Origin of the sequence: Pseudomonas arsenicoxydans, from assembly GCF_900103875.1 — a bacterium.
GTDB classification, from domain to species: domain Bacteria; phylum Pseudomonadota; class Gammaproteobacteria; order Pseudomonadales; family Pseudomonadaceae; genus Aquipseudomonas; species Aquipseudomonas arsenicoxydans.
The window spans coordinates 763,420-787,114 of the sequence record NZ_LT629705.1 but is presented as its reverse complement, the minus strand read 5'-3'; the positions used below and the strand labels follow the sequence as shown (position 1 = coordinate 787,114).

General features: G+C 59.9%; 19 protein-coding genes and 1 pseudogene. 11 read left to right on the top strand and 9 right to left on the bottom strand.

Features of this window, described 5'->3' with window-relative positions; translation table 11 throughout:
• Positions 1-54 precede the first annotated feature (54 nt).
• From BLQ41_RS03510 to BLQ41_RS03500, 3 genes are all read left to right on the top strand, one after another.
• Positions 55-1,989: a RecQ family ATP-dependent DNA helicase gene (locus BLQ41_RS03510; protein WP_090176934.1), complete on the top strand. Its 1,935-nt coding sequence runs from the start codon at positions 55-57 to the stop codon at positions 1,987-1,989.
• Positions 1,990-2,091: 102 nt separating this feature from the next.
• The gene (locus BLQ41_RS03505; RefSeq protein ID WP_090176931.1) at positions 2,092-3,318 is read left to right on the top strand and encodes a 3-hydroxyacyl-CoA dehydrogenase; all 1,227 of its coding nucleotides are present in this window, start codon (positions 2,092-2,094) and stop codon (positions 3,316-3,318) included.
• Positions 3,319-3,380: 62 nt separating this feature from the next.
• Complete coding sequence (locus BLQ41_RS03500; protein ID WP_090176928.1) at positions 3,381-3,800, top strand: acyl-CoA thioesterase; 420 nt, start codon at positions 3,381-3,383, stop codon at positions 3,798-3,800.
• A gap of 68 nt (positions 3,801-3,868) precedes the next feature.
• On the opposite strand, the gene BLQ41_RS03495 is transcribed toward BLQ41_RS03500, so the two are convergent.
• From BLQ41_RS03495 to BLQ41_RS03480, 4 genes are all read right to left on the bottom strand, one after another.
• Positions 3,869-4,351: a glycine zipper domain-containing protein gene (locus BLQ41_RS03495; RefSeq protein WP_090176925.1), complete on the bottom strand. Its 483-nt coding sequence runs from the start codon at positions 4,349-4,351 to the stop codon at positions 3,869-3,871.
• Between the two features lie 343 nt (positions 4,352-4,694).
• Positions 4,695-7,043, bottom strand: coding sequence for an FdhF/YdeP family oxidoreductase (locus tag BLQ41_RS03490; RefSeq protein ID WP_090176920.1), 2,349 nt, complete (start codon positions 7,041-7,043; stop codon positions 4,695-4,697).
• Positions 7,040-7,879 carry a formate dehydrogenase accessory sulfurtransferase FdhD gene (fdhD, locus tag BLQ41_RS03485; protein ID WP_090176917.1) on the bottom strand — a complete coding sequence of 280 codons (840 nt, stop codon included), beginning with the start codon at positions 7,877-7,879 and terminating at the stop codon, positions 7,040-7,042. Before fdhD ends, BLQ41_RS03490 begins: the two co-directional genes overlap by 4 nt.
• Before the next feature lie 94 nt (positions 7,880-7,973).
• Positions 7,974-8,861 (bottom strand): LysR family transcriptional regulator, encoded by an 888-nt coding sequence (locus tag BLQ41_RS03480; RefSeq protein ID WP_090176914.1) that lies wholly within the window; start codon positions 8,859-8,861, stop codon positions 7,974-7,976.
• A gap of 136 nt (positions 8,862-8,997) precedes the next feature.
• On the opposite strand from BLQ41_RS03480, the gene lysM reads away from it, so the two are divergent.
• Entirely contained in the window at positions 8,998-9,438 is a 441-nt protein-coding gene (lysM, locus tag BLQ41_RS03475; RefSeq protein WP_090176912.1) for a peptidoglycan-binding protein LysM, read from the top strand.
• A 105-nt stretch (positions 9,439-9,543) separates the two neighbouring features.
• Here lysM and yrfG read toward each other — a convergent pair whose 3' ends face one another.
• Entirely contained in the window at positions 9,544-10,206 is a 663-nt protein-coding gene (gene yrfG / locus BLQ41_RS03470; RefSeq protein ID WP_090176908.1) for a GMP/IMP nucleotidase, read from the bottom strand.
• 91 nt (positions 10,207-10,297) lie between these two features.
• On the opposite strand from yrfG, the gene nudE reads away from it, so the two are divergent.
• Both nudE and cysQ read left to right on the top strand, forming a co-directional pair.
• Positions 10,298-10,864, top strand: a complete 567-nt coding sequence (gene nudE / locus BLQ41_RS03465; RefSeq protein WP_090176905.1) for an ADP compounds hydrolase NudE — start codon at positions 10,298-10,300, stop codon at positions 10,862-10,864.
• Positions 10,861-11,688 (top strand): 3'(2'),5'-bisphosphate nucleotidase CysQ, encoded by an 828-nt coding sequence (gene cysQ / locus BLQ41_RS03460; protein WP_090176902.1) that lies wholly within the window; start codon positions 10,861-10,863, stop codon positions 11,686-11,688. The genes nudE and cysQ overlap by 4 nt, the downstream gene beginning before the upstream one ends.
• A gap of 99 nt (positions 11,689-11,787) precedes the next feature.
• Here the strand turns inward: cysQ and BLQ41_RS03455 are convergent, their stop codons facing one another.
• The 4 genes from BLQ41_RS03455 to rfbC form a co-directional block, all read right to left on the bottom strand.
• Entirely contained in the window at positions 11,788-12,243 is a 456-nt protein-coding gene (locus BLQ41_RS03455; protein ID WP_090176900.1) for a thioesterase domain-containing protein, read from the bottom strand.
• 40 nt (positions 12,244-12,283) lie between these two features.
• Positions 12,284-13,678 carry a sigma-54-dependent transcriptional regulator gene (locus BLQ41_RS03450; protein WP_090176897.1) on the bottom strand — a complete coding sequence of 465 codons (1,395 nt, stop codon included), beginning with the start codon at positions 13,676-13,678 and terminating at the stop codon, positions 12,284-12,286.
• Positions 13,675-15,483, bottom strand: a complete 1,809-nt coding sequence (locus BLQ41_RS03445) for a sensor histidine kinase (protein ID WP_090176894.1) — start codon at positions 15,481-15,483, stop codon at positions 13,675-13,677. The genes BLQ41_RS03450 and BLQ41_RS03445 overlap by 4 nt, the downstream gene beginning before the upstream one ends.
• A 105-nt stretch (positions 15,484-15,588) precedes the next feature.
• Entirely contained in the window at positions 15,589-16,134 is a 546-nt protein-coding gene (gene rfbC, locus BLQ41_RS03440) for a dTDP-4-dehydrorhamnose 3,5-epimerase (protein WP_090176891.1), read from the bottom strand.
• Positions 16,135-16,280: 146 nt separating this feature from the next.
• Between rfbC and BLQ41_RS03435 the strand changes: the two genes are divergently transcribed.
• The 5 genes and pseudogenes from BLQ41_RS03435 (at position 16,281) to BLQ41_RS03415 (ending at position 23,602) form a co-directional block, all read left to right on the top strand.
• Positions 16,281-19,193 carry an aminotransferase gene (locus BLQ41_RS03435; RefSeq protein WP_090176889.1) on the top strand — a complete coding sequence of 971 codons (2,913 nt, stop codon included), beginning with the start codon at positions 16,281-16,283 and terminating at the stop codon, positions 19,191-19,193.
• Between the two features lie 300 nt (positions 19,194-19,493).
• The gene (gene aguB, locus BLQ41_RS03430; protein WP_090176886.1) at positions 19,494-20,372 is read left to right on the top strand and encodes an N-carbamoylputrescine amidase; all 879 of its coding nucleotides are present in this window, start codon (positions 19,494-19,496) and stop codon (positions 20,370-20,372) included.
• 4 nt (positions 20,373-20,376) lie between these two features.
• Positions 20,377-21,482 (top strand): annotated as a pseudogene (gene aguA / locus BLQ41_RS03425) (agmatine deiminase).
• A 246-nt stretch (positions 21,483-21,728) separates the two neighbouring features.
• Positions 21,729-21,941 (top strand): hypothetical protein, encoded by a 213-nt coding sequence (locus BLQ41_RS03420; protein ID WP_090176883.1) that lies wholly within the window; start codon positions 21,729-21,731, stop codon positions 21,939-21,941.
• 374 nt (positions 21,942-22,315) lie between these two features.
• Positions 22,316-23,602: an OprD family porin gene (locus BLQ41_RS03415; protein ID WP_090176881.1), complete on the top strand. Its 1,287-nt coding sequence runs from the start codon at positions 22,316-22,318 to the stop codon at positions 23,600-23,602.
• Positions 23,603-23,695: the final 93 nt, after the last annotated feature.

The following is a 23,695-nucleotide window of genomic DNA, read 5'->3' as shown; positions in this document are numbered from 1 at the left end:
CTGCGTCTGCCGGCTACGCTTTGGGCTTCGCAGCGGTCAACGGAGTGACAGCTTATGCACAACACCCTGGAACAGGTTTTCGGTTATCCACAGTTTCGACCCGGCCAGGAAGCGGCGGTCAGCGCGGTGTTGGCCGGGCGTTCGGCAGCGGCCATTTTCCCCACAGGCTCCGGCAAATCCCTTTGCTATCAGCTGCCCGCCCTGTTGCTGCCGCATTTGACGCTGGTGGTGTCGCCGTTGCTGGCGTTGATGCAGGATCAACTGGCCTTCCTGAAACGCCACGGCATTGCGGCCGGCAGTATCGATTCGGCCCAGAGTCGCGATGACGCCAGCGATGTGATGGCCCGAGCCAAGTCCGGCGAGCTGAAGATCCTGATGATTTCCGTGGAGCGCCTGAAGAACGAGCGCTTCCGCAATTTCTTGCAGCAGGTACCGATCTCGTTGCTGGTCGTCGACGAGGCGCACTGCATCTCGGAGTGGGGCCACAACTTCCGCCCTGACTACCTGAAACTTCCGGACTATCAGCGCCAGTTCAACATTCCCCAGGCATTGCTGCTGACGGCCACCGCGACGCCCAAGGTGATCGCGGACATGGAGGCCAAATTTTCCATCGCGCCGGAAGACGTGGTGACCACCGGTTTTTATCGACCGAACCTCAACCTGTTGGTCGAGCCTGTCCGCGGCCAGGACAAGCGCCGACGTCTGGTCGAATGGATGGGCGAGCGCCCCGACCAGCCCAGCATCGTCTACGTCACCCTGCAGAAAACCGCCGAACACATCGCCGAACACCTGAACCGCAACGGCATACAGGCCGAGGCCTATCATGCCGGCTTGCCCCACGAGCAACGCGAAGCCATCCAGAAGCGATTCATGGGCGGGCAGTCCAATTGCATCGTTGCCACCATTGCCTTCGGCATGGGCATCGACAAGAGCGACATCCGCAACGTGGTGCATTTCGATCTGCCCAAATCCATCGAAAACTACAGCCAGGAAATTGGTCGCGCCGGGCGTGATGGCCTGCCGTCCGACTGTCTGGTATTGGCCAACCGCGACAGCCTCAACGTGCTGGAAAACTTCGTCTACGGTGATACGCCTGAGCTGGACGGAATCCGCTGCGTGCTGGATGAGTTGAAAGCTGCCGCGCCCGAAGGGCAATGGGAGTTTCTGCTGGGGCCGCTGGGGGATCAGAGCAATATCCGGCAACTGCCGCTTAAAACCTTGCTGGTGCAGCTTGAGCTACGCCGGATCATTGCCCCGCGTTACGCCTATTACGCCGAATACCGTTTCAAGTACTTACAGGAGCCCGAGGACTTGCTGGCCCGTTTCGAGGGTGAGCGCAAAGACTTTGTCGCGGCGATCATCCAGACCTCCAGTCGCGCGCGGACCTGGGCCACGGTGAATTTCGATGCGCTGTATGAACAGCACCAGGCCGAGCGAAGCCGGGTGGTCAAGGCACTGGATTATTTCCAGGAGAAAGGTTGGGTCGAGCTGGAAAGCAAGCAGATGACCGAGGTCTACAGCCTGCTTGATACAAATGTCGACAGTCAGGCACTGAGCGCTGAACTGCATGCTTGTTTCACCCATCACGAACGCACAGAGATCGCGCGGATTCACGCCATGCTGGATTTGTTCGCCACCGATCATTGCCTGGGCTTTCGCTTGGCCGAGTACTTTGGCGACGACAACGCGCCTCGGCAATGTGGGCACTGTTCGGTCTGTCATGGTCAGGTCGCGCGGTTGCCAGCACCACCTGAGTTGCCGGCGCTTGTGGATAAAAACTTTGAAGCGCTGTGCGGAGATTTTATCCACAGGCACGAACAGCACACCGGCAATGTGCCGTCGGCGGAACGGGTAACGCGTTTCCTGTGCGGGATCAGCGTGCCGCTGTTTACCAAGCTCAAGGCGCGCTCGATTCCAGGTTTTGGGGCGCTGGAAAATTATCCATATGCCGAGGTGCGCGGGTGGGCCCAGGCGCATTTGCCGGTGTAGATCCATCCGCTGAATGTCGCTCATCACAGGAATAAATTTCAAAAACTCGCGGTGGCTGACTATGGTGAGGGCTGTCTTCGGATCGCCAACAAGAGAACAACAATGAGCCAGACACCGTTCAATATTCAGCGCGCCGCCGTGATCGGCGCGGGCACCATGGGCCGTGGCATCGTGATGTGCCTGGCCAACGCCGGGGTGCCCGTGCAGTGGGTCGATAACAATCCACAGATGCTGGAACAGGCGCTGACCGCCGTGGCGGATACCTACGCTCACAATGTGCGTCAGGGACGGATCGATCAGGCCGAAGCCGACGCCCGCATTGCCCGGGTCACGGCGGCGGCTGATTATGCGGCGATCCGCGATGTCGACCTGGTTATCGAAGCGGTCTACGAAAATCTGGAGCTCAAGCAAAAGATTTTCCGTGAACTGGACGGCCTGCTCAAGCCCGAAGCCATCCTGGCCAGCAATACGTCGGCGCTGGACATCGACGCCATCGCCGCGGCTACACACCGTGCGCCCCAGGTCCTGGGCCTGCATTTCTTCAGCCCTGCGCACATCATGAAATTGCTGGAAATCGTCCGTGGTGCACAGACTTCGCCAGCCGTGCTGGAGGCGGCGCTGGAGTTGGGCAAGCGCATGGGCAAGGTCAGCGTGGTGGCGGGCAATTGCGAGGGGTTCATCGGTAATCGGATGCTCCATACCTACGTGCTTGAAGCACGCAAGATGCTGCTTGAAGGCGCCTACCCTTATCAGGTAGATGCGGCGCTGCAAGGTTTTGGTTTTGCCATGGGGCCGTTTCGCATGTTCGACGTCGTCGGCATCGATCTGGGATGGCGCGCGCGGGAGCTGGCGGGTAAAGGGCAGGATGCACCTGAGGTTCAGGTGGATAACCGTCTTTGCGAACTGGGGCGTTTTGGCCAGAAGAGCGGCGACGGCTATTACCACTACGAGCCAGGCAGTCGCCAGGCTGAGCATGATCCGCAAGTCGATGCGCTGGTGCTGGAAGTCAGCGAAAGGCTCGGGTTCCAGCGTCGGGAAATAACCCCTGAGGAGATTCTGGAGCGCTGTCTGCTGGCGCTGGTCAATGAAGGCGCCAAGATCCTTGAAGAAGGCATTGCCGGCTCGGCCCACGACATCGACCTGGTATACCTCAACGGTTATGGTTTCCCGGCGGACAAAGGTGGGCCAATGGCTTGGGCGGACCAGCAAGGACTGACGGATATTCATCAGCGATTGATAGCGCTGGAGACCCGGCAGGGCGATCACTGGAATCCCGCTCGCTTGATCGGCGAGTTGGCAGCGGTGGGTAAAGGGTTTGCTGATCGGTAGACTCCACGACGACTGATCGTCCCCGCGCTCTGCGTTGGGACGCCTCCTTAAGGCGAGAACCCATGAATCAACGCACTGACTACCCGCACTTCCAGCCCATCACCACTCGCTGGCATGACAACGACGCCTACGGCCACATCAACAACGTCACTTACTACAGTTTTTTCGACACGGCGGTGAACACCTACCTGATCGAAGTCGGTGGCCTGGATATTCACGACGGCGCGGTGGTGGGCTTTGTGGTGAGTTCGTCTTGCGATTACTTTGCTTCCATTGCCTTTCCGGATCGCATCGAGATCGGCCTGCGGGTAGGCAAGCTGGGCAACAGCTCGGTGCAGTACGAACTGGCGGTGTTCAAGGCGTGGGAAGATGAAGCCTGCGCGGTCGGGCGCTTCGTGCATGTGTTTGTTGATCGAGCATCGAATCAACCCATGGCGATTCCTGCCGGGTTGCGCGATGCGCTGGAGCGTTTGGTGGTTTGACCGGCAAAAAAAAATCGCAGCCCGTGGGCTGCGATTTTTTCATCTACCGTAAGCGAGGCGATCAAGCCTCAGTCGTGATAGCGATGATGCTTGCGGTGGCCGTAAGCATGGCCGCGACCACGATGGTCGTCATCACGGTAATAGCGGCGATCATCATGGCCACGATAGGAACGACGATCATCTTCCTGGTTGCTCTGGTTGCCCATGTAGTTACCCAGAGCGCCACCGGCGCCGCCGCCTGCTGCGGAGCCGATCAGGCTGCCGGTGGTGCCGCCCATGCTGCGGCCGACCACGTTACCGCCTGCTGCGCCCAGCGCACCGCCAATGGCGGCTTGGCCACGGCTGCGTTTGTCGGCGCCGACAGCACTACCACCCGCGCCGCCCAGGGCCGCGCCAATGGTTGAACCTGTATTGCCGCCTAAGGACTGACCGACGACCGAGCCAAGAACCCCGCCCAATGCGCCGCCCACACCTGCTTCGGTGGTGCCTCCGGCAGAAGCGAAGCCACTGACCAGGCCAAGGGACAACAAGAGAATCGAGGAGAACTTCATAGAGGAACCTCAAGGGGATGACGGCGCGATCCTGAGGCTGTGTCATAGTTGTGACAATCGAATTCCGACGAGTAACACGACTTCACCACATTTCTATAAGTTACTGTTTTTTAGGCGGAACTTAAGTGTTTTTCGCTGGTCTTTTACTACTTCGGACAGGCCGTTTCTATGCAGAAACGGCCTTTTTTGTGGGCGATGGAAAAGTATTGGCTTCGAGATCTTCGTTGAATGATTCACCGCTTTCGCGAGCAAGCTCGCTCCCACAGTGACCGAGTTCTTTCAGAAGAAATTCGATTCCTGTGGGAGCGGGCTTTTCCGCGATGAGGCCTGTACTGACGCCGCGTCAGGCAGACTTGGCCATGATCAACCCGGTCTCACTCGCCGTTTCCAGCCGGATTGCGACAAACTTCGACGTCGGCGTATGACTGCCGTCACCGGTGCTTTCCAGCGGCACCAGTGGATTCACTTCCGGATAGTAAGCCGCTGCCTGCCCCGCAGGAATATCAAACGCCAGCAGCGTGAAGCCCTTCACGCGACGCTCACGACCGTCGTCCCAGATCGAAACGATGTCCGCCTTCTGCCCCGGCTTGAAGCCCAGGCGAATGATGTCCGCTTCGTTCACAAACAATACGTCACGCTGACCCTTCACCCCGCGATAGCGGTCGTCGAGACCATAAATCGTGGTGTTGTACTGATCGTGGGAGCGCATCGATTGCATGATCAGATCCGGCAACACACCCGTGGCGCGAGTGCGTTCGTGCACCAGGTCTTTGGGCAGGACGTTGGGACGGAAATTGGCCCGGCCCGACGGCGTATTCCACTTGCGCGCTCCGGCGCTGTTGCCAAGGTAGAACCCGCCCGGGTTCTTGATCTTCTCGTTGAAATCGCGAAAGCCCGGAACGGTGTCGGCGATCAAGTCGCGGATGCGGTTGTAATCGGCCACCAGCCAGTTCCAGTCCACCGGTTTGCTGCCCAGGGTCGCGGCGGCGATGCCGGCGATGATCGCTGGCTCCGAACGCATCTGGTTCGACAATGACTGCAATTGACCGTTGGAGGCGTGGACCATGCTGAATGAGTCTTCAACGGTCACTGCTTGCGGGCCTTCGGTCTGGATGTCGATGTCGGTACGGCCCAGGCACGGCAGGATCAGCGCCTCTTTACCGTGAGTCAAATGGCTGCGGTTGAGCTTGGTACTGATCTGCACAGTCAGGTCGCAGTTGCGCAGGGCCTGGAAGGTCCGTGGGCTGTCCGGCGTGGCTTGGGCGAAGTTGCCGCCCAGGCCGATGAAGACCTTGGCGCGGCCGTCGGCCATCGCATGGATCGCCTCGACCACGTTGTGGCCGCTTTCACGGGGCACTTTGAACTCGAAGCGTCGTTCCAGGGCATCGAGGAACGCCGCCGGCGGACGCTCGTTGATGCCCATGGTCCGGTCGCCCTGCACGTTACTGTGACCACGCACCGGGCACAGGCCGGCGCCCGGCCGGCCGATGTTGCCGCGCAGCAGCATCAGGTTGGCGATTTCCTGGATGGTCGCCACCGAGTGGCGATGCTGGGTGATGCCCATCGCCCAGCACATGATGACGTTCTTGCCCTTGGCATACATGCGCGCCGCTTGCTCGATTTCCACCAGAGGCAGGCCGGATTGCTCGACGATCTGCGCCCACGGGGTGTCGTCGATGGTGCCCAGGTATTCCAGCACGTTGACGCTGTGTTCATTGAGGAAGTCGTGGTCGAACACCGCCGGCTCACCGGCCTTCTGCGCGTCGCGCTCCCATTGCAGCAGGAACTTGGCCATGCCGCGCATGATCGCCATGTCACCGCCCAATGCTGGACGGAAGTAGGCCGTGTTGGTTGGCTTGTCGCTGTTGGTGAGCATTTCGATCGGGTGTTGCGGGTGCTGGAAGCGTTCCAGACCGCGCTCTTTCAGCGGGTTGATGCACACCACCTGCGCACCGCGTTTCACCGCTTCGCGCAGCGGTTCGAGCATCCGCGGGTGGTTGGTGCCAGGGTTCTGGCCCCAGACAAAAATCGCATCCGCATGTTCGAAGTCGTCGAAGGTCACGGTGCCTTTGCCGACGCCAACGCTCTGCGCCAATGCCACACCGCTGGCTTCGTGGCACATGTTCGAGCAGTCGGGGAAATTGTTGGTGCCGTAGGCGCGCACGAACAATTGATAGAGGAACGCCGCTTCGTTGCTCGCACGGCCCGAGGTGTAGAACTCGGCCTGATGGGGGCTCGACAGCCCCTGCAAATGTTTGGCGATCAACGCGAACGCAGCATCCCAGCTGATCGGCTTGTAGCGATCGGTTTCAGCGTCGTAGCTCAGCGGCTCGGTCAAACGGCCCTGATACTCGAGCCAATAGTCACTTTGCTCCAGCAACGAACTCACGCTGTGCTTGGCGAAAAACGCGCCATCGACACGCCGTTTGGTCGCTTCCCAGTTCACTGCTTTGGCGCCGTTCTCGCAGAACGCCACCATGCCGGCTTCCTTGGAATCGCCCCAGGCGCAACCGGGGCAGTCGAACCCGCCGTTCTTGTTGGTCTTGAGCATCATGCGCAGATTCTTCAACGCGTTGTCGCTGGTCAGCCAGGCCCGGGCAACGCTGGCCAGCGCGCCCCAACCACCGGCCGGACCTTTATAGGGTTTGTAACGTGGAACGGGTTTCTGGTCGGCTTGTTGGTGTTGGCTCACGCTTGATTCTCCGAAGCCGGGCTGTAGACCCGTGGCGCATTCTTTTGTGGCAAATGGATGAGATTGAGGTTGTGGCGACGGGCCCATTGCACGGCAAGACCCGTAGGCGACGACAGGCTGACCAGGGTCTGGATACCGGCGCGCAACACTTTCTGGATCAGTTCGAGGCTGCAACGGCTGGTGACAATCGCCAGGCCGCCCGTGGTCGGAATTTTCTGGCGGATTAGCCCGCCAATCAGTTTGTCGAGGGCGTTGTGCCGGCCGATGTCTTCACGGCCCAGCAGCAATTCGCCCTGACCGTTCATGAACACCGCCGCATGCACCGCGCCGCAATGCTGACCCAGCGGCTGGAAGGCGCCGATGCGCTGGCGCAAGCCATCGAGCCATTCGGCGGGCGGCAACGGCGCGCCCGGCAACACCTTGAGGTCCGGCAATGCCTGCTCCACCGCTTCCACTCCGCAGAGCCCGCAGCCGCTGGTGCCGGCCAGTTGCCGACGCTGTTGCTTGAGGTTCCAGAATGCGCGATTGGCGATGGTCACTTGCGCGTATTGCGCCGAGCCCGAGCCGCTGAGTTGCAAGTCGTAGATGTCAGTGGCGTCTTCGATGATGCCGCTACCGAGGCTGAAGCCGACGATGAAGTCTTCAAGATCGGTTGGCGTCACCAGCATCACAGCCTGGCTGATCCCGTTATAGGCGATCGCCAACGCCACTTCCTCGGCCAGCGCGGTGCTGGCGGATTCGGTGTAGTGAAGGTCGCTGTAGGTGTACGTCTGGCTAGCGGCGGGCGCGGGTGTTTCAAGGGCGGGCGCCGCGCAGACAGGGCGCTTGGCGTTCATGGGGCATCACCGACGGTTTGGTCAGCTTTAAGCCTAGGCGCGTCAATAGGTCGCGTCTAATCGCTATTACTGATCTACCGATAGATGGCGTCGATCAAGAGTCTGTCCGCGATTTCTGATACAGCGCAAAACAAGCTTCTGCCAACGCCGAACGCGGGGCACTGCGACGCATGATCAGACCAAGCCTGGCAAGGGTTTGCGCGTTTTCGATGGGTTGCAGGCGCAAATGATCGGTGAGGTTTTCGAGTCCTCCGTCCAACGGCATCACCGCGCAACAGAAGCCCCCGTGCACCGCTTGTAACAACTGGTGGACGGCATCGGTTTGCAATAACGGTTGCGGCACCAGGCCACGGCTGTGGAAGTTATGGTCGATGGATTGGCGAAAATGCATGCCGCTGGTGAGCATGCCCAATGGCAGCTCGATCAACGACTCCCAACTCAGCGGTGCCTCGCCGAAGCTGAAGAAGCGTTGATCGTAGAGCAGGCCCATGTGGGTTTCGCTGAAGGCCACTGAGTCGAAACGCTCACCGTCCAGGCGTTCCAGGTACGAGACGGCAAGGTCGATGCGGTTGTTTGACAGTTGTTCGAGGATCTGTTCGGAGCTCAGGGACGAGAGTTCAAAGCGCAGGTTCGGGTGTTCGGTGTGTAGCCGTTGCATTAACGCCAGCGGATCGAAACTCGACAGCGGCACCACGCCCAGCCGCAACGTACCCACCAGATTGCCGCGACACGCAGCGGCCTCGGCCTGCAAGCCATCGTAAGCCGCCAGCACGGTGCGAGCCCAGGCCAGCACTCGCTCGCCCGGTGCGGTGAAACCTTCGAAGCGCTGGCCGCGATTGACCAACGGCAAGTCGAGCTCTTCTTCGAGGCTGCGCAGGCGCATGGACAGGGTCGGCTGTGTGATGTGGCAGCGCGCGGCGGCCTGACCGAAATGGCGGGTTTCGTCGAGGGCGATGAGGAATTTCAGCTGCTTGATGTCCATCTTCGCTCCAAGGCACGGGAAGGTCTGGATTCTAGCGCTTGGGTGCAACCGGCGTCATTGGTCGGGTGGGAACCGTGTGCTGCAACCTTGGTCTAGGCTTTTGCGTCTGGAATCAAAAACCCAAGGAGAGAGCACCATGAGTATTTTTAGCTTTGTGAAAGAAGCAGGCGAAAAACTTATCGATTTACTGACACCGGGCAACGCCAATGCCAGTGAGCAGTTGAAGGAACACATCAGCAAGGTCGGCCTGGGTAACCCGAATGTGCAGGCTACCGTGGACGGCGACAAAGTCACTGTCACCGGTGAAGTTGGCAGTCAGGAAGAGAAGGAAAAGATTCTGCTGGCGGTGGGCAATATCGCCGGTGTTGGCAGCGTCGACGATCAGATTACCGTGACCGGACCGGTGGTAGTGGCCGCAAAGTTTGTCACCGTCGTGAAGGGCGACACCCTCAGCGCTATTTCCTTGCGCGTGTATGGCGATGCCAACAAGTATCAAAAAATCTTCGAGGCCAACAAGCCGATGCTCAAGGATGTGAACAAGATCTATCCGGGGCAGTCGTTGCGGATTCCTGAGTAATCCTCGAGACCGTGTGATGGCAATCGCGGGCAAGCCCGCTCCCACAGGTTGTGTACGACGCAAACCCTGTGGGAGCGTGGCTTGCCCGCGATGCAGGCACTCGATTTAAAGCCCTGCAATCAACTCACGATAATCCCCAACCGCCGCAAACTCCGCCGTGTCCTTCGGCCCCTTGCGACTGTCCGGCTCGCTCACAGCCAACAGATGCGCTACGCCAAAACCGCGTGCGCTGCGCAGGATCGGCAACGTATCGTCGATAAACAGACTGCGCGCCGGATCGAAGTCGATATCGGCCTGCAATGCTTCCCAGAACTGTGGATGCTCCTTGGGAAAACCGTAATCATGCGAGCTGATCAACCGCTCGAAGTACGGCGCCAGTTCAATCCGTTCCAGCTTCAATGACAGCGAGTCGCGGTGCGCATTGGTGATCATCACCACACGCTTGCCGGCCTTTTTGATTGCCGCCAGAAACGTATCCGCGTCCGGGCGCAGGGCAATGAGATGCGCGGTCTCCAGTTTCAGTTCGCGCACCGGCAACTTCAGTTCAACGCTCCAGAAATCCAGGCAATACCACTGCAACTGGCCAGCATTGCGTTCGAACAGCGGCTGTAATTCCATCTCGGCCATGGCCCGGCTCACCCCGTGCAACTCGGCGTAACGCTGTGGCAGGTGTTCCATCCAGAAATGGTTGTCGTAGTGCAGGTCCAGCAGCGTGCCGTCCATATCCAGCAGAACGGTGTCGATGTCGCGCCAGGGCAGCAGGGACATAAAAAACTTCTCCAGACGGTAAAAAAGATATCCGAGGTCAACAATCAGGATAGGCCGGGTATAGTAACCCGCTTACGCCAAGGAGCCTTTCATGCGCCAGAAACCCACCGTACTCGCTCGCGAGATCGTCGCCACCAGCCGTTTATTCTGTGTCGAGGAGCTCAAGCTGCGCTTTTCCAATGGCGTGGAGCGCACCTACGAGCGTTTGGTCGGCAAAGGTGCCGGGTATGGCGCAGTGATGATCGTGGCGATGCTCGATGCCGATCACGCGGTACTGATCGAAGAGTATTGCGGTGGCACCGATGAATACGAGCTGTCCTTGCCCAAAGGCCTGATCGAGCCGGGTGAAGATGTGCTGGCGGCGGCCGAGCGCGAGCTCAAGGAAGAGGCCGGGTATGGCGCGCGGCAGCTGGAGCATCTGACTGAGCTGTCACTGTCGCCTGGTTACATGAGCCAGAAGATCCAGGTGGTGCTCGCCACCGATCTGTACGAAGAGCGCCTTGAGGGCGACGAGCCCGAGCCGATGGGTGTGGACAAGATCAACCTGCGTGAATTGTCGTCCCTGGCGCAAAACCCACGATTCACGGAGGGCCGGGCCTTGGCGGCGCTGTACCTCACCCGTGACCTGTTGACCCAGCGCGGAGTGTTCCTGCCATGAATTTTCCGCATCCATTGATGGCGCCGGTCGTGGAACTGGCATTGAAAGCTGGCGAAGCGATCCTGCCGTTCTGGCGCACCGGGACTGCCGTGACGGCCAAGGCTGACGACTCGCCGGTGACTGCCGCGGACCTGGCGGCTCATCACCTGATCCTCGCCGGGCTGACCGCGCTGGACCCAAGCATTCCCGTGCTGTCTGAAGAAGACTCCAATATTCCCCTGAGCGTGCGCGCTGGATGGCAGCGCTGGTGGCTGGTCGATCCGCTGGACGGCACCAAGGAGTTCATTTCCGGCAGTGAAGAGTTCACCGTCAACATTGCCCTGATCGAACAAGGTCGAGTGGTGTTCGGCGTGGTGTCGATGCCCACCAACGGGCGCTTTTACGTCGGTGGCGCCGGTTTGGGCGCCTGGCGTGGCGATAAAGATGCAGAGCCGCTGCCCATTCAGGTTCGCGAAGTGCTAGCGGCGGGTGAAGCCTTTACCGTGGTTGCCAGTCGCCGTCATTCAAGTCCCGAGCAAGAACGCTTGCTCGCCGGGTTGAGCGCCAGTCTGGGTGAGCTGCAACTGGCCAATATCGGTAGTTCGCTGAAGTTTTGCCTGCTGGCGGAAGGGGCGGCGGATTGTTATCCGCGACTGGCGCCGACTTCGCAGTGGGACACGGCTGCCGCTCAAGGGGTATTGGAAGGGGCGGGCGGTGAGGTGTTGGATCTGAGCGGGGCGCCGTTCTGTTATCCGGCGCGGGAATCGTTGCTGAATGAGTTCTTTTTGGCGCTGCCGGCCAAGGCTGCCTGGCGGCAAAAATTGTTGGAGTTGGCGCGGGCTTGAAGATCTAAAGATCGCAGCCTCGTTTCACTCGACAGCTCCTACAGGTGACGTGTTTCTCTGTAGGAGCTGTCGAGTGAAACGAGGCTGCGATCTTTTAATCTACCTGTGCAACACGTACTGCCCGGTAAACGTCACGGCATCGTCATCACTGTCAGCGTTGACGATCCGCGAATGCAGCGTCAATCGCGCCCGTCCATAACGCTGATACATCGCCAGAAACTTCTTCCACACTGCCGCGCTCGGTGCCTGGCAAATTGCCGTTGCGTCCATGGTCACCGGCAATGGGTAGTTGATTTGCCCTTCCTGAATCACGATGTGCCCGTCTTTGATCCCTTCTTCATGCAAACGCAAATGCAGCCAGCCCCAGCCCGCCAACACGGCGCCGCAATACAGGCTGCCGCCAAACATGGTGCTCTTGTGGTTGACGTTGGCGTCCAGCGGCAAGTACAGGCGCAATTGCTGATCGTGCCAGTCGAGCACTTTGATGCCCATGGCCCGCGTCAGGGGAATGTCGTGATGGAGAACTGATTCCAGGTGACGACTGTCGCGGCTCATGCATTGATCTCTTGTTTGAAAATGATGATTGGACGGTAGCTCAATCGAGTTCGTCGGTGTGGCTGCTGGCGCCGCCGTCGGCGAAATTCAGGCCATGCTTGCGCAGTTTGTCGTGCAAGGTTTTGCGCGGAATGCCGAGTGCTTCGGCAAGGCTACGCACCGAGCTGTGAGAGCGCGCCAGTTCGGCGGCGATCAGGCTTTTCTCGAAGTTTTCCACTTGCTCGCTCAGACCGCCACTGACCACGTCGACGGTCATGCCGGTAGCGCCCTCGGGTGCGCTGTTGTCAAGCGCCAACTCCAGGCCCAGGGCAAAGCGTTCGGCGGCGTTTTGCAGTTCGCGTACGTTACCTGGCCAGCTATGGCGCAGCAGCAAGGCGCGTTGCCCCGGTTGCAGTTCGTGGGGTGGCAAGCCGTGGCGGGCGCTGGCTTCGTCGGCAAAGTGCTGGAACAGCATCAGCGCGTCTTCACCCCGCTCGCGCAGCGGCGGAATACGCAGCGGCGCGACGTTCAGGCGGTAATACAAGTCGGCGCGGAAGCGTCCCTGATCGGCGGCCTGGCGCAGGTCTTCCTTGGTCGCTGCGATGATGCGGATGTCCAGCGGGATCAATTGATTGCCGCCCAGACGTTCGACCACCCGCTCTTGCAGCAAGCGCAGCAACTTCACTTGCACGTCGAGGCTCATGCTTTCGATTTCATCGAGAAACAGCGTGCCGCCATTGGCGAATTCGAACTTGCCGATGCGGCGTTTCTGCGCGCCGGTGAACGCGCCAGGCTCATGCCCGAACAGTTCGCTTTCCACCACCGATTCGGCCAGCGCCCCGGCATTGATCGCTACGAACGGACCACTACGGCGGTTCGACAAATCGTGCAGCGCCCGGGCGACGACTTCTTTACCGGCACCGGTTTCGCCGAGGATCAAGACGTCAGCCCTGGTAGCCGCGAGCGCGCCGATCTGCTCGCGCAGGCGCAACATTTGCGCCGACTGCCCGACCAGTCGGGTGCTCAGTTCATTGCGGTCGCTGAGGGCCAGACGCAGGCTGCGGTTATCCAGCACCAGTCGGCGCAGGGCCAATGCGCGGCGCACGCTGTCGAGCAGGGCATCGCTGGCGAAGGGTTTTTCGAGGAAGTCATAAGCCCCGGCGCGCATCGCTTGTACCGCCAGCGGCACATCGCCGTGGCCGGTGATCAGCAGCACCGGCAGCTCCGGGTCCTGGGCATGCAGTTCGCTCAGCAGTTCGAGACCGTCCATGCCGGGCATGCGGATGTCGCTGACTACCACGCCCGGCCAGTCGCGCTCCAGTTGTGCAGCCAGGCCTTTGGCTTCGGCGAGCGGGAGAATTTTCAGCCCCGCCAGATCCAGCGTCTGGCTCAAGGCCTGACGCAGATGGGGATCGTCGTCGATCAACACGACCTGGACGCGGTTATCGATGGTCATGCACTTCGGTCCTCGGACGGTTGCAGGCTCACGCCCGGTGCGCCGGCGCGCAGCTTCAGGGTAATCAGGGCGCCACCTTCCTTGTGATTGGCGAACGACAGTTCACCACCGAAGGCGCGCATCAGGGTTTCGCAAATCGCCAGCCCCAGGCCAAGCCCCTGTGTGCGGGTCTTGGTGGTGTAAAACGGCTCGCTCGCGCGGCCAAGGGCTTCCATGCAAAAGCCTGGGCCGTTGTCGCGAATGTACAGAGTGACGCCGTCCGCGGTGGATTGGGCACTCAACCAGAGTTTACGCGGCGGGCCTTTTTCGGTCAGCGCGTCCAGTGCGTTAGCCAGCAAGTTGCCGAGCACCTGGCGCAGACGGGTTTCCCCAGCTTCGACCCACAGCGTGGCGGCCGGCAAATCGCGGATCAGCTCGACTTCCATGCTGCGCCGGCGCTTGGCCAGCAACGCCAGGGCATCGTCCAGCGCCGGCTGCAGCGCCACGCTTTCCGGCGCATGGCGATCGCGCCGGGCGAAGGCGCGCAGATGAGCAATGATCGAGGCCATGCGACCAGTCAGTTCGCTGATCAACTTGAGGTTGCCGCGCGCATCGTCGGTGCGTTGATGATCGAGCAGCACTTCGGCGTTTTCCGCGTAGCTGCGGATTGCCGCCAGTGGCTGGTTCAATTCGTGGCTGATGCTCGCCGACATCGTCCCCAGCGCCGACAGCTTGCCGGCCTGCACCAGATCATCCTGAGCGCGCACCAGTTCTTGCTGAGCGTGCTCGCGTTCCAGCACTTCCTGTTTCAGTCGACGGTTGAGGCCTTCCAGGTCGCTGGTCCGTTCGGCGACCCGACCTTCCAGCTCCCGCCGGGCCTTGGCTTCGAAGGCAATACGTTCAAGATAGTGACGGCGTCGTTGCATCATCAGGCCGAGCAGCAGCATCAACACCAACAGCGTTGCACCGCCAATGGCGACTACCGTTCGGACCGGGCGGTCGATCAGGGTGCGCGGGGCGAGGATGCTGACGTTCCAGCCGGTTTCGGCGATCTGTTGCGTCTGTGTCAGCCAGGCATTGGGATTGAGCGTCAAGGGTTTCGGGTCGCGGGTCGGGTACGGTTGAATCGCGGTGATCGCTTTGCTTTCTGTTTCGTTCAAGGGGCGGGTCGAGCGGAATCGCCATTCAGGCCGCGACGTGAGAATGACCACGCCATTTTGGTCGGTCAGCAGCAATTGTTCCGGGGTTTTGCCCCACAGGCTTTCGGTGTGGTCCAGGTCGACCTTGACCACCAGCACGCCAACGATTTTCTCGCCGTTACGCACGGCGGCGGCGAAGAAATAGCCGCGTTTGGCCGACGTTGTGCCCAAGCCGAAAAAACGCCCGAGCCGCCCGGCCATGGCTTCGCTGAAATACGGCCGAAAGGCAAAGTTACGTCCGACGAAGCTGTCGTGCTTGTCCCAATTGGACGCTGCGAGGGTCTTGCCGGTGGTGTCCATCAGGTACATGACTTCGGCGCCGGTCTGGGCGCTGATGTTTTTCAGCAGGCGATTGGCATTGCCTTGCGTGACGCTGTCGTCTGGCGCCCCGAGTACCGCGCGCAGGGCCGGCAGATCACCGAGAATCTGTGGCAACACCTCATAGCGGTGCAACGTGCCCAGCAGGTTGGCGACGTACAGGTCGAGGGTCTGACGGTTCTGCCCGGCCAATTCGCTGCGGTAATAACGCTCGGCCAGATGTTCCAGCGGCCACAGCAACGGCGCCAGGCACAGCGCAAGCAGTGCGAGGCTACGCCAGCGGGGTCTGCGGGGGAGGGTCGGAGTCATGAGCATCGAGCGCCTGTGGGTACAGGCGCATTATGCCTAGGCTTGACGGCGCAGTCTGCGCACCTTGGGCCAAGTCGTTCTTGTGGCTAACGTTCAGGCCGGATTTCAGGAAAAGACGTCGGCATCCTTTAAGAAAGCGGCCTTCTGATCCTTGCCGGACAACTGTGGCGCTTCGTCCAGTTGCCAGTCGATGGCCAGGTCCGGGTCATCCCAACGGATGCTGCGCTCGGCCGACGGGGTGTAGTAGTCCGTGGTTTTGTAGAGGAATTCGGCAAAATCGCTCAGCACCACAAAGCCGTGGGCGAAACCTTCCGGGATCCATAGTTGGCGATTGTTCTCAGCGGACAAACGCACGGCAACCCATTTGCCAAAATGCGGCGAACTGCGACGAATATCCACCGCCACATCCAGCACTTCACCGGCCGTAACGCGAACCAGTTTGCCTTGGGTGTTTTCCAGTTGGTAATGCAGACCGCGAAGTACGCCTTTCTGCGAACGGGAATGGTTGTCCTGAACAAAGGTGGTGCTCAGGCCAGTGGCGTCTTCGAAAGCTTTGGCATTGAAGCTCTCGTAGAAGAAGCCGCGATCGTCACCAAATACCTTGGGTTCGATGATCAGAACACCGGGGAGGTCGGTGGTGACTACATTCATGGTGTTTCTCCAGCAATGGCGTTGATGCTCGGCATTCTCCCGCAAAGTGCAAACCAGTGCGAGAGGTGACTGCTTTTAAAGGGGGGTTGCGTAACGCTTCAAGCAATGGCGATATAAGCGACTAATAAAACTTCAGGGGTCGTTGTATGCCGCTCGCCACGTTGATTCATCGCGCCAGTTTGCCCAGCCCGCAAGTGTCTGCGGAGCAAGCGCTAGAGCTGCTGGAGGGGCATTACGGGTTGAGCGGCAGGTTGCAGGCCCTGGGCAGTCAGCAGGACCTGAACTTTCGGGTCGACAGCGACCAGGGGCGTTTTGTCCTGAAAATCTGCCGTGGCGACTACTCGGCGCTGGAGTTGCAAGCCCAGCATGCCGGGCTCAAGCATTTGGGTGAGAAGTCCAATGTTCACGTTCCGCGAGTGATCCCCGCGAAAAATGGTGCTGACCTGCTCACGCTGGACGTTGGTGGTCAGGCTGTGCACATGCGCCTGCTCGATTACATCGAAGGTCAGTCGCTCACACACCTCGATCACCTGCCCGGTGCCGTGGTGGCCGGTTTTGGTCGACTCTGCGGCGAAATGGACCTGGCGCTGGCGGCGTTCGAGCATCCGGGCCTTGAGCGCACCCTTCAATGGGATGCCCGCCACGCCAATGCGCTGATCGGTCATTTGTTACCGGTGATCAAGGATGACGCGCAACGCCGGTTGATCGCCGATGCCGCCGAGTTGGCCCAGCGCCATTTGCAGCCGCTGGTGAACACGCTGCCGGTGCAGGCCATTCACATGGACATCACCGATGACAACGTGGTCTGGCAACGGGACGCGCAACGCCAGTGGCAATTGCAGGGCGTGATCGATTTCGGCGATTTGATTCGCACTTGGCGCATTACCGATTTATCGGTGACGTGCGCGGCGTTGCTGCACCACGCCGATGGCGACCCGTTTTATATCTTGCCGGCGGTTCAGGCTTATCACGCCGTCAATCCGCTCACGCATGAAGAATTGCAGGCGCTCTGGCCGCTGATCGTTGCGCGCGCAGCGGTGCTGGTGCTCAGTGGCGAGCAGCAGGTCAGTATTGATCCGGGCAATGATTACAGCCGCGACAACCTGACCCACGAGTGGGAGATTTTCCGCGTGGCCACGTCGGTGCCGCTTGATTTGATGGAAGCGGCGATTCTGACGTGCGTTGGCCAGACACTGCCGAGCATCGGCAGCGAAGGTTTTGCGCCGTTGTTGCCAAGCCTGGTGGGGCGCGAGTTTGCCTTGATCGATCTCGGTGTCCTCAGCCCGCACTTCGAGGCCGGTAACTGGGAACAGGAAGGGATTGATCAGCGTTTATTGACCGAGGCTGCGGCGACTCACGGCCTGGCGGCCAGTCGTTATGGTCAGTATCGGTTGTCCCGTACACGGCCCGATAGCGCGACCGAGCCCGATACTTGTCCGCTGCACGTAGAGTTGCGAGTGCCGCACGGCACGGCTGTTGAATCGCCGTTTGCCGGCGTGGTCCATCAGTCGGCAGCAGGTGTGCTGCAACTGGACGGTCCGCAACTGAGCGTGCGCTTATGGGGCGTGACTCCGTCGCTGCACTCCGGCGCGGCGCTGGTCAAAGGCCAGGTGCTGGGCTCGGTCAGCGGGCCGTTGATCGTGCAATTGAGTCGAGGCGCGTCTTTGAATGCGCCGCTGTTTTGCACGCCGTCTCGCGCCTTGGCCTGGCAAGCGTTATGCCCATCACCGGCGGCGCTGCTGGGGCTGGCGTGTGACGCCGAAGAAGAACTGGATTCGCAAACGTTGCTGGCCCGCCGCGACGCCAGTTTCGCCCGCACCCAGAAACACTATTACGTCGACCCGCCACGCATCGAGCGCGGCTGGCGCAATCATCTGATCGACATGCAGGGGCGCTCCTACCTCGACATGCTCAACAACGTCGCGGTGCTGGGTCACGGTCATCCGCGCATGGCCGCAGTGGCCAGTCGTCAGTGGTCGCTGCTCAACACCAACTCGCGCTTTAACTACGCCGCAGTGGCGGAGTTTTCCGAACGCTTGCTGAAGTTGTCGCCGGATGGCATGGACCGGGTGTTCCTGGTCAACAGCGGCAGTGAGGCCAATGACTTGGCGATCCGCCTGGCGTGGGCCTACAGCGGCGGTCGCGACATGCTCAGCGTGCTGGAGGCCTATCACGGCTGGACTGTGGGCGCGGACGCCGTCTCGACCTCGATTGCCGATAACCCCAAAGCCTTGAGCAGCCGTCCCGATTGGGTGCATCCGGTGACCGCACCGAACACCTATCGCGGTGAATTCCGTGGGCCGGACAGCGCGCCTGACTATGTGCGCAGCGTCGAACACAACCTGGCGAAAATCGCCGAGCAGAAACGCCAGTTGGCCGGTTTCATCTGCGAACCGGTGTACGGCAACGCCGGCGGGATCTCGCTGCCGCCGGGTTATCTGAAACAGGTCTATGCAATGGTGCGCGCCCAGGGCGGCGTGTGTATTGCGGACGAAGTGCAGGTCGGTTACGGCCGCATGGGCCATTTCTTCTGGGGCTTCGAAGAGCAAGGCGTCGTGCCGGACATCATCACCATGGCCAAAGGCATGGGCAATGGCCAGCCATTGGGTGCGGTCATCACCCGCCGGGAAATCGCCGAGGCGCTGGAGGCCGAGGGCTACTTCTTCTCGTCGGCCGGCGGCAGCCCGGTCAGTTGCCAGATCGGCATGGCGGTGCTGGATGTGATGGAGGAGGAAAAGCTCTGGGAAAACGCTCAGGTGGTGGGCGGGTATTTCAAGCAGCGGCTTGAGGCGCTGATCGATATTCATCCGCTGGTGGGCGCGGTGCATGGTTCCGGCTTCTACCTGGGCGTGGAGCTGATCCGCAATCGCGAAACCCTGGAACCGGCGACCGAAGAAACCACGGCACTGTGTGATCGCCTGCGCGAATTGGGGATTTTTATGCAGCCGACGGGGGATTACCTCAACGTGCTCAAGATCAAACCGCCGATGGTGACCTCGCGCCAGAGCGTGGATTTCTTTGTCGACACCCTGTCGAAGGTGCTCGCCGAAGGCCTGTAAACACCTCCCCTGTGGGAGCGGGCTTGCCCGCGAAAGCGGTAGATCAGTCGACATCAATGTTGAATGAAATATCGCCTTCGCGGGCAAGCCCGCTCCCACAAGGGGATATGTGTGAATTCGATTGTTATCGGGTTTAAGTGCTAAATTTTAGACAGAAGGCGTAGTTATCGCTTTTAAAGCCGATTTTTATCGGCTATAAAGTCGCCATTGCTCGCGGCGTGACTCATCACGCCCGTGCTGCCCGTTCTGTCATCGGTCGATGTCACCTTCGACCTGAAAGCACTTGCCCGGAGATGATTCATGAGTCGTATCGTTACCGTTGCCGCCACTCAGATGGCCTGTTCCTGGGACCTTGAAGCCAACATCGAGACCGCTGAAAGACTGGTCCGAGAGGCTGCAGCCAAAGGCGCGCAGATCATCCTGATCCAGGAGCTGTTCGAGGCCCCGTACTTCTGCCAGAAGCCGAACCCGGATTACCTGCAGTTGGCCACGACGGTGGAAGACAATGTCGCCATCAAGCATTTCCAGAAAGTCGCCAAAGAACTGCAAGTCGTGCTGCCGATCAGCTTTTACGAGCTGGCCGGTCGCGCCCGTTTCAACAGCATCGCGATCATCGATGCCGACGGCAGCAACCTCGGGATTTATCGTAAAAGCCATATCCCGGACGGCCCTGGCTATCACGAGAAGTATTATTTCAACCCGGGCGATACCGGCTTCAAAGTCTGGAACACCCGTTACGCGAAAATCGGCGTGGGCATCTGCTGGGATCAGTGGTTCCCGGAGTGCGCCCGCAGCATGGCGTTGCTCGGCGCAGAAATCCTGTTCTATCCGACGGCCATCGGCAGTGAGCCACACGACAAAACCATTTCGTCCCGTGACCACTGGCAGCGCGTACAGCAAGGCCATGCCGGCGCCAACTTGATGCCGCTGGTCGCCAGCAACCGCATCGGCAACGAAGAGCAGGACGGCTACGACATCACGTTCTACGGCTCGTCGTTCATCGCCAACCAGTTCGGCGAGAAGGTTCAGGAGCTCGACAAGACCGAGGAAGGCGTGCTCGTTCAGAGCTTCGACCTCGACGAACTGGAGCACATTCGCAGCGCGTGGGGTTCGTTCCGCGATCGTCGCCCGAACCTGTATGGCACACTAAAGACCCTCGACGGTTCCCTGGAGTCCTGACCGCATGACCACTTTAAACAGCACCCCTCGCGCCGACGGCTTCTACATGCCCGCCGAGTGGGCAGCGCAAACCCAGACCTGGATGGTCTGGCCGGAGCGTCCGGACAACTGGCGCCTGGGTGGCAAACCCGCGCAAGCCGCGCACGTGGCGGTGGCCAAGGCCATCGCGCGTTTCGAGCCGGTGACCGTGGCGGTTTCCGCCGGCCAGTACGAAAACGCTCGCGCCCGTCTCGATGTGCCGAATATTCGCGTCGTCGAAATGTCCAGCGACGATGCCTGGGTTCGTGACACCGGCCCGACCTTCGTCATCAATAACAGTGGCGAAGTCCGTGGCGTGAACTGGGACTTCAACGCGTGGGGCGGTTTTGACGGCGGCTTGTATTCGCCGTGGAATCGCGACTCGCAAGTGGGCGGCAAGATCCTTGAGATCGAGCGCAGCCCGCGCTATCGCACCGAGGGTTTCGTGCTCGAAGGCGGTTCGATTCACGTCGACGGCGAAGGCACCTTGATCACCACCGAAGAATGCCTGCTCAACCGCAATCGCAACCCGCACATGAACCGTGCAGAAATCGAAGCGGTGCTCAGCGCAAATCTGGCTGTGGATAAAATCATCTGGCTGCCGGACGGTTTGTTCAACGATGAAACCGACGGTCATGTGGATAACTTCTGCTGCTACGTGCGTCCGGGCGAAGTATTGCTGGCCTGGACCGATGACCCGCAAGACCCGAACTACCCGCGTTGCCAGGCCGCGATGAAGGTGCTGGAAAGCAGCACCGACGCTAAAGGTCGCCCATTTACAGTGCACAAGATGCCGATTCCGGGTCCGCTTTATGCGACCGAGGAAGAGTGCGCCGGTGTCGATCCGGTGGCCGGCACGCAGGAACGCAATCCGACCGTTCGTCTGGCCGGTTCCTACGTGAACTTCCTGATCGTCAACGGCGGCATTATCGCGCCGAGCTTTGACGATCCGCTGGACGGTCCGGCGAAGGAGATTTTGCAATCGCTGTTCCCACAGCACGAAGTGGTGATGGTGCCGGGCCGCGAACTGTTACTGGGGGCGGTAACATCCACTGCCTTACCCAACAACAGCCAGCACCGCACAAGGAGTGAGTGGGGTTGTAACAGCTTGAGTCGATTGAAAAAACGCTCACGCACAGTTTAAGCAACGGCGTTCATCAGCAAGCCCGCAGCCCGACAGGACTGCGGGCTTCTTTGTATCCACTTGTCGACACCTCAGAAACATTGGCACAGCTCTTGTATCTCCCACGAATGTGAAACAGGGAGGGGGAGAACTGCGATGTTCTGTCATAAACCTTGGATAAGTTAGCCGCTCACGAACCAGGAGAGAGCGCTGAAATGAACGCCGAAATGAACGTAGTGAGCGAGCGGGCGTTGCATCCCCTGGCAATTAATAGCGAATCGCTCCAGGTTCTGGCGCACTGGTTGAAGTCCAATGGAACGCGTCAGATCAGAAAACCTGATCCGCGCCGGATGATGATCGAGCGTTACCCTGCTGGTTTATTCAGCGAGGCAGAACTGGAAGCGTTGTGGGATGTAATGGAAGGATAAGAAGAATAAACAAAGGATTGCTAAAAGCGCTGCCGGGAAGGCGGCGCTTTTTTTATGGGCGAAGGTTTTTAGTGATCACCGCTCCCACAGTGATTGGTGTTAACTCAGTATCTGTGGCCGCGTCGCAGCAGCGATATTTAGAGTCTGCAGGTTGCCGTCTATAGGCCATTCATCAAATTGACACAGTGTTCGGGGCGCGGCTACGATCGCGCCCAACGCCTGTGGCTAACCGCCATGACTGACAAAACAATAAAAAGGCCGCCCCGATTCGTTCGTGGGCGGCCTTTTTGTTTTGGGGTGAAAAAAGAGTGCGATAGCGCCGTTTCAGCCGTTCGACACAGCGCGTATCAACCGGTCATAAGGAAAAAAACAAAATGTTGAACAAGCGAATCAGCCTGATCGCTCTGGGGATGTTGAGCGCGACACAGGCCTTGGCGGACGATCAGTCCCAATCCAAGGGTTTCGTTGAAGACAGCAGCCTCAAAGTGCTGCTGCGCAACGCCTACATCAATCGTGACTACAAGGACGGTCGAGCCGACAAAGCCGAGTGGGGCCAAGCGGCCATCGGCACGTACTCGTCCGGCTTCACCCAAGGCACCGTCGGTGTGGGTGTGGACGCCTTCGGTCTGTACGCACTGCGCCTGGATGGCGGCAAAGGTCGCACCGGCGCTCAAGGCATCGATTTCTTTAAAAAGGGCGACAGCGGTAATGCGGCTGACGACCTGTCCAAGGGTGGCGCTGCGGTCAAATTCCGTCTCTCCAGCACCACGCTGACCTACGGCGACCAGATGCCGGTCCTGCCGGTTCTGAACTACGACAACTCGCGTCTGCTGCCGGAAAGCTACACCGGCACATTGATCACCTCCCGGGAGATCAAAGGCCTGGAACTGAACGCCGGTCGCTTCACCGCAGAATCGCGCAAAAGCGCTGAAGGCCGTGACAGCGGCGGCCTGAAATCGATCAACGTATTGGGCGGCAGCTACCAGTTCACCGAACAGTTCAAGGCTGCGCTGTACGCCTCCGATGTCGAAGACGTGCTGAAGAAGCAATACGTGAACGCCAACTACGTGTTCCCGATCGACAAGGATCAATCCCTGACCCTGGACTTCAACGGCTACCGCACCAAGCTGGACGATTCCTACGTCCGCGAGAGCGGCGCGACCGGTGATGACAACAAGATCTGGAGCCTGGCAGCGACCTTCGTCACCGGCCCGCACTCGTTCACGCTCGCTCACCAGCGCAGCACCGGCGACAGCAATCTGGGCTACCCGTATGGCGGTTACCAGAAAGACCAAGGCCGCGTCGGCGACGGCGGCAATACGATCTTGCTGGCCAACTCCTACTGGTCCGACTTCAACGCCGAAGACGAACGCAGCTGGCAACTGGGCTACGGCCTGGACTTCGGCACTTTCGGTGTTCCAGGCTTGAGCTATAACGTCGCCTACGTGCGCGGTGACAACATCACCACCTCCACTAGCGACGGTGGCACCGAGCGCGAAATCTTCAACCAGTTCAAGTACGTCGTGCAGAGCGGTCCGGCCAAAGACCTGAGCGTGAAACTGCGCAGCTCGATCCTGCGTGTGTCGCAGAAATCCAGCGAGTACAACGTCAGCGGTAACGAAGTGCGTGTGTTCGTGGATTACCCGATCAACGTCTTCTGATGATCGATTGAGTTTTTCACTCAAAAAAACCCCGACTGGTTCGGGGTTTTTTTTTGACTGACAACCGTCGAAAAACGCATAAAACGGTCATTT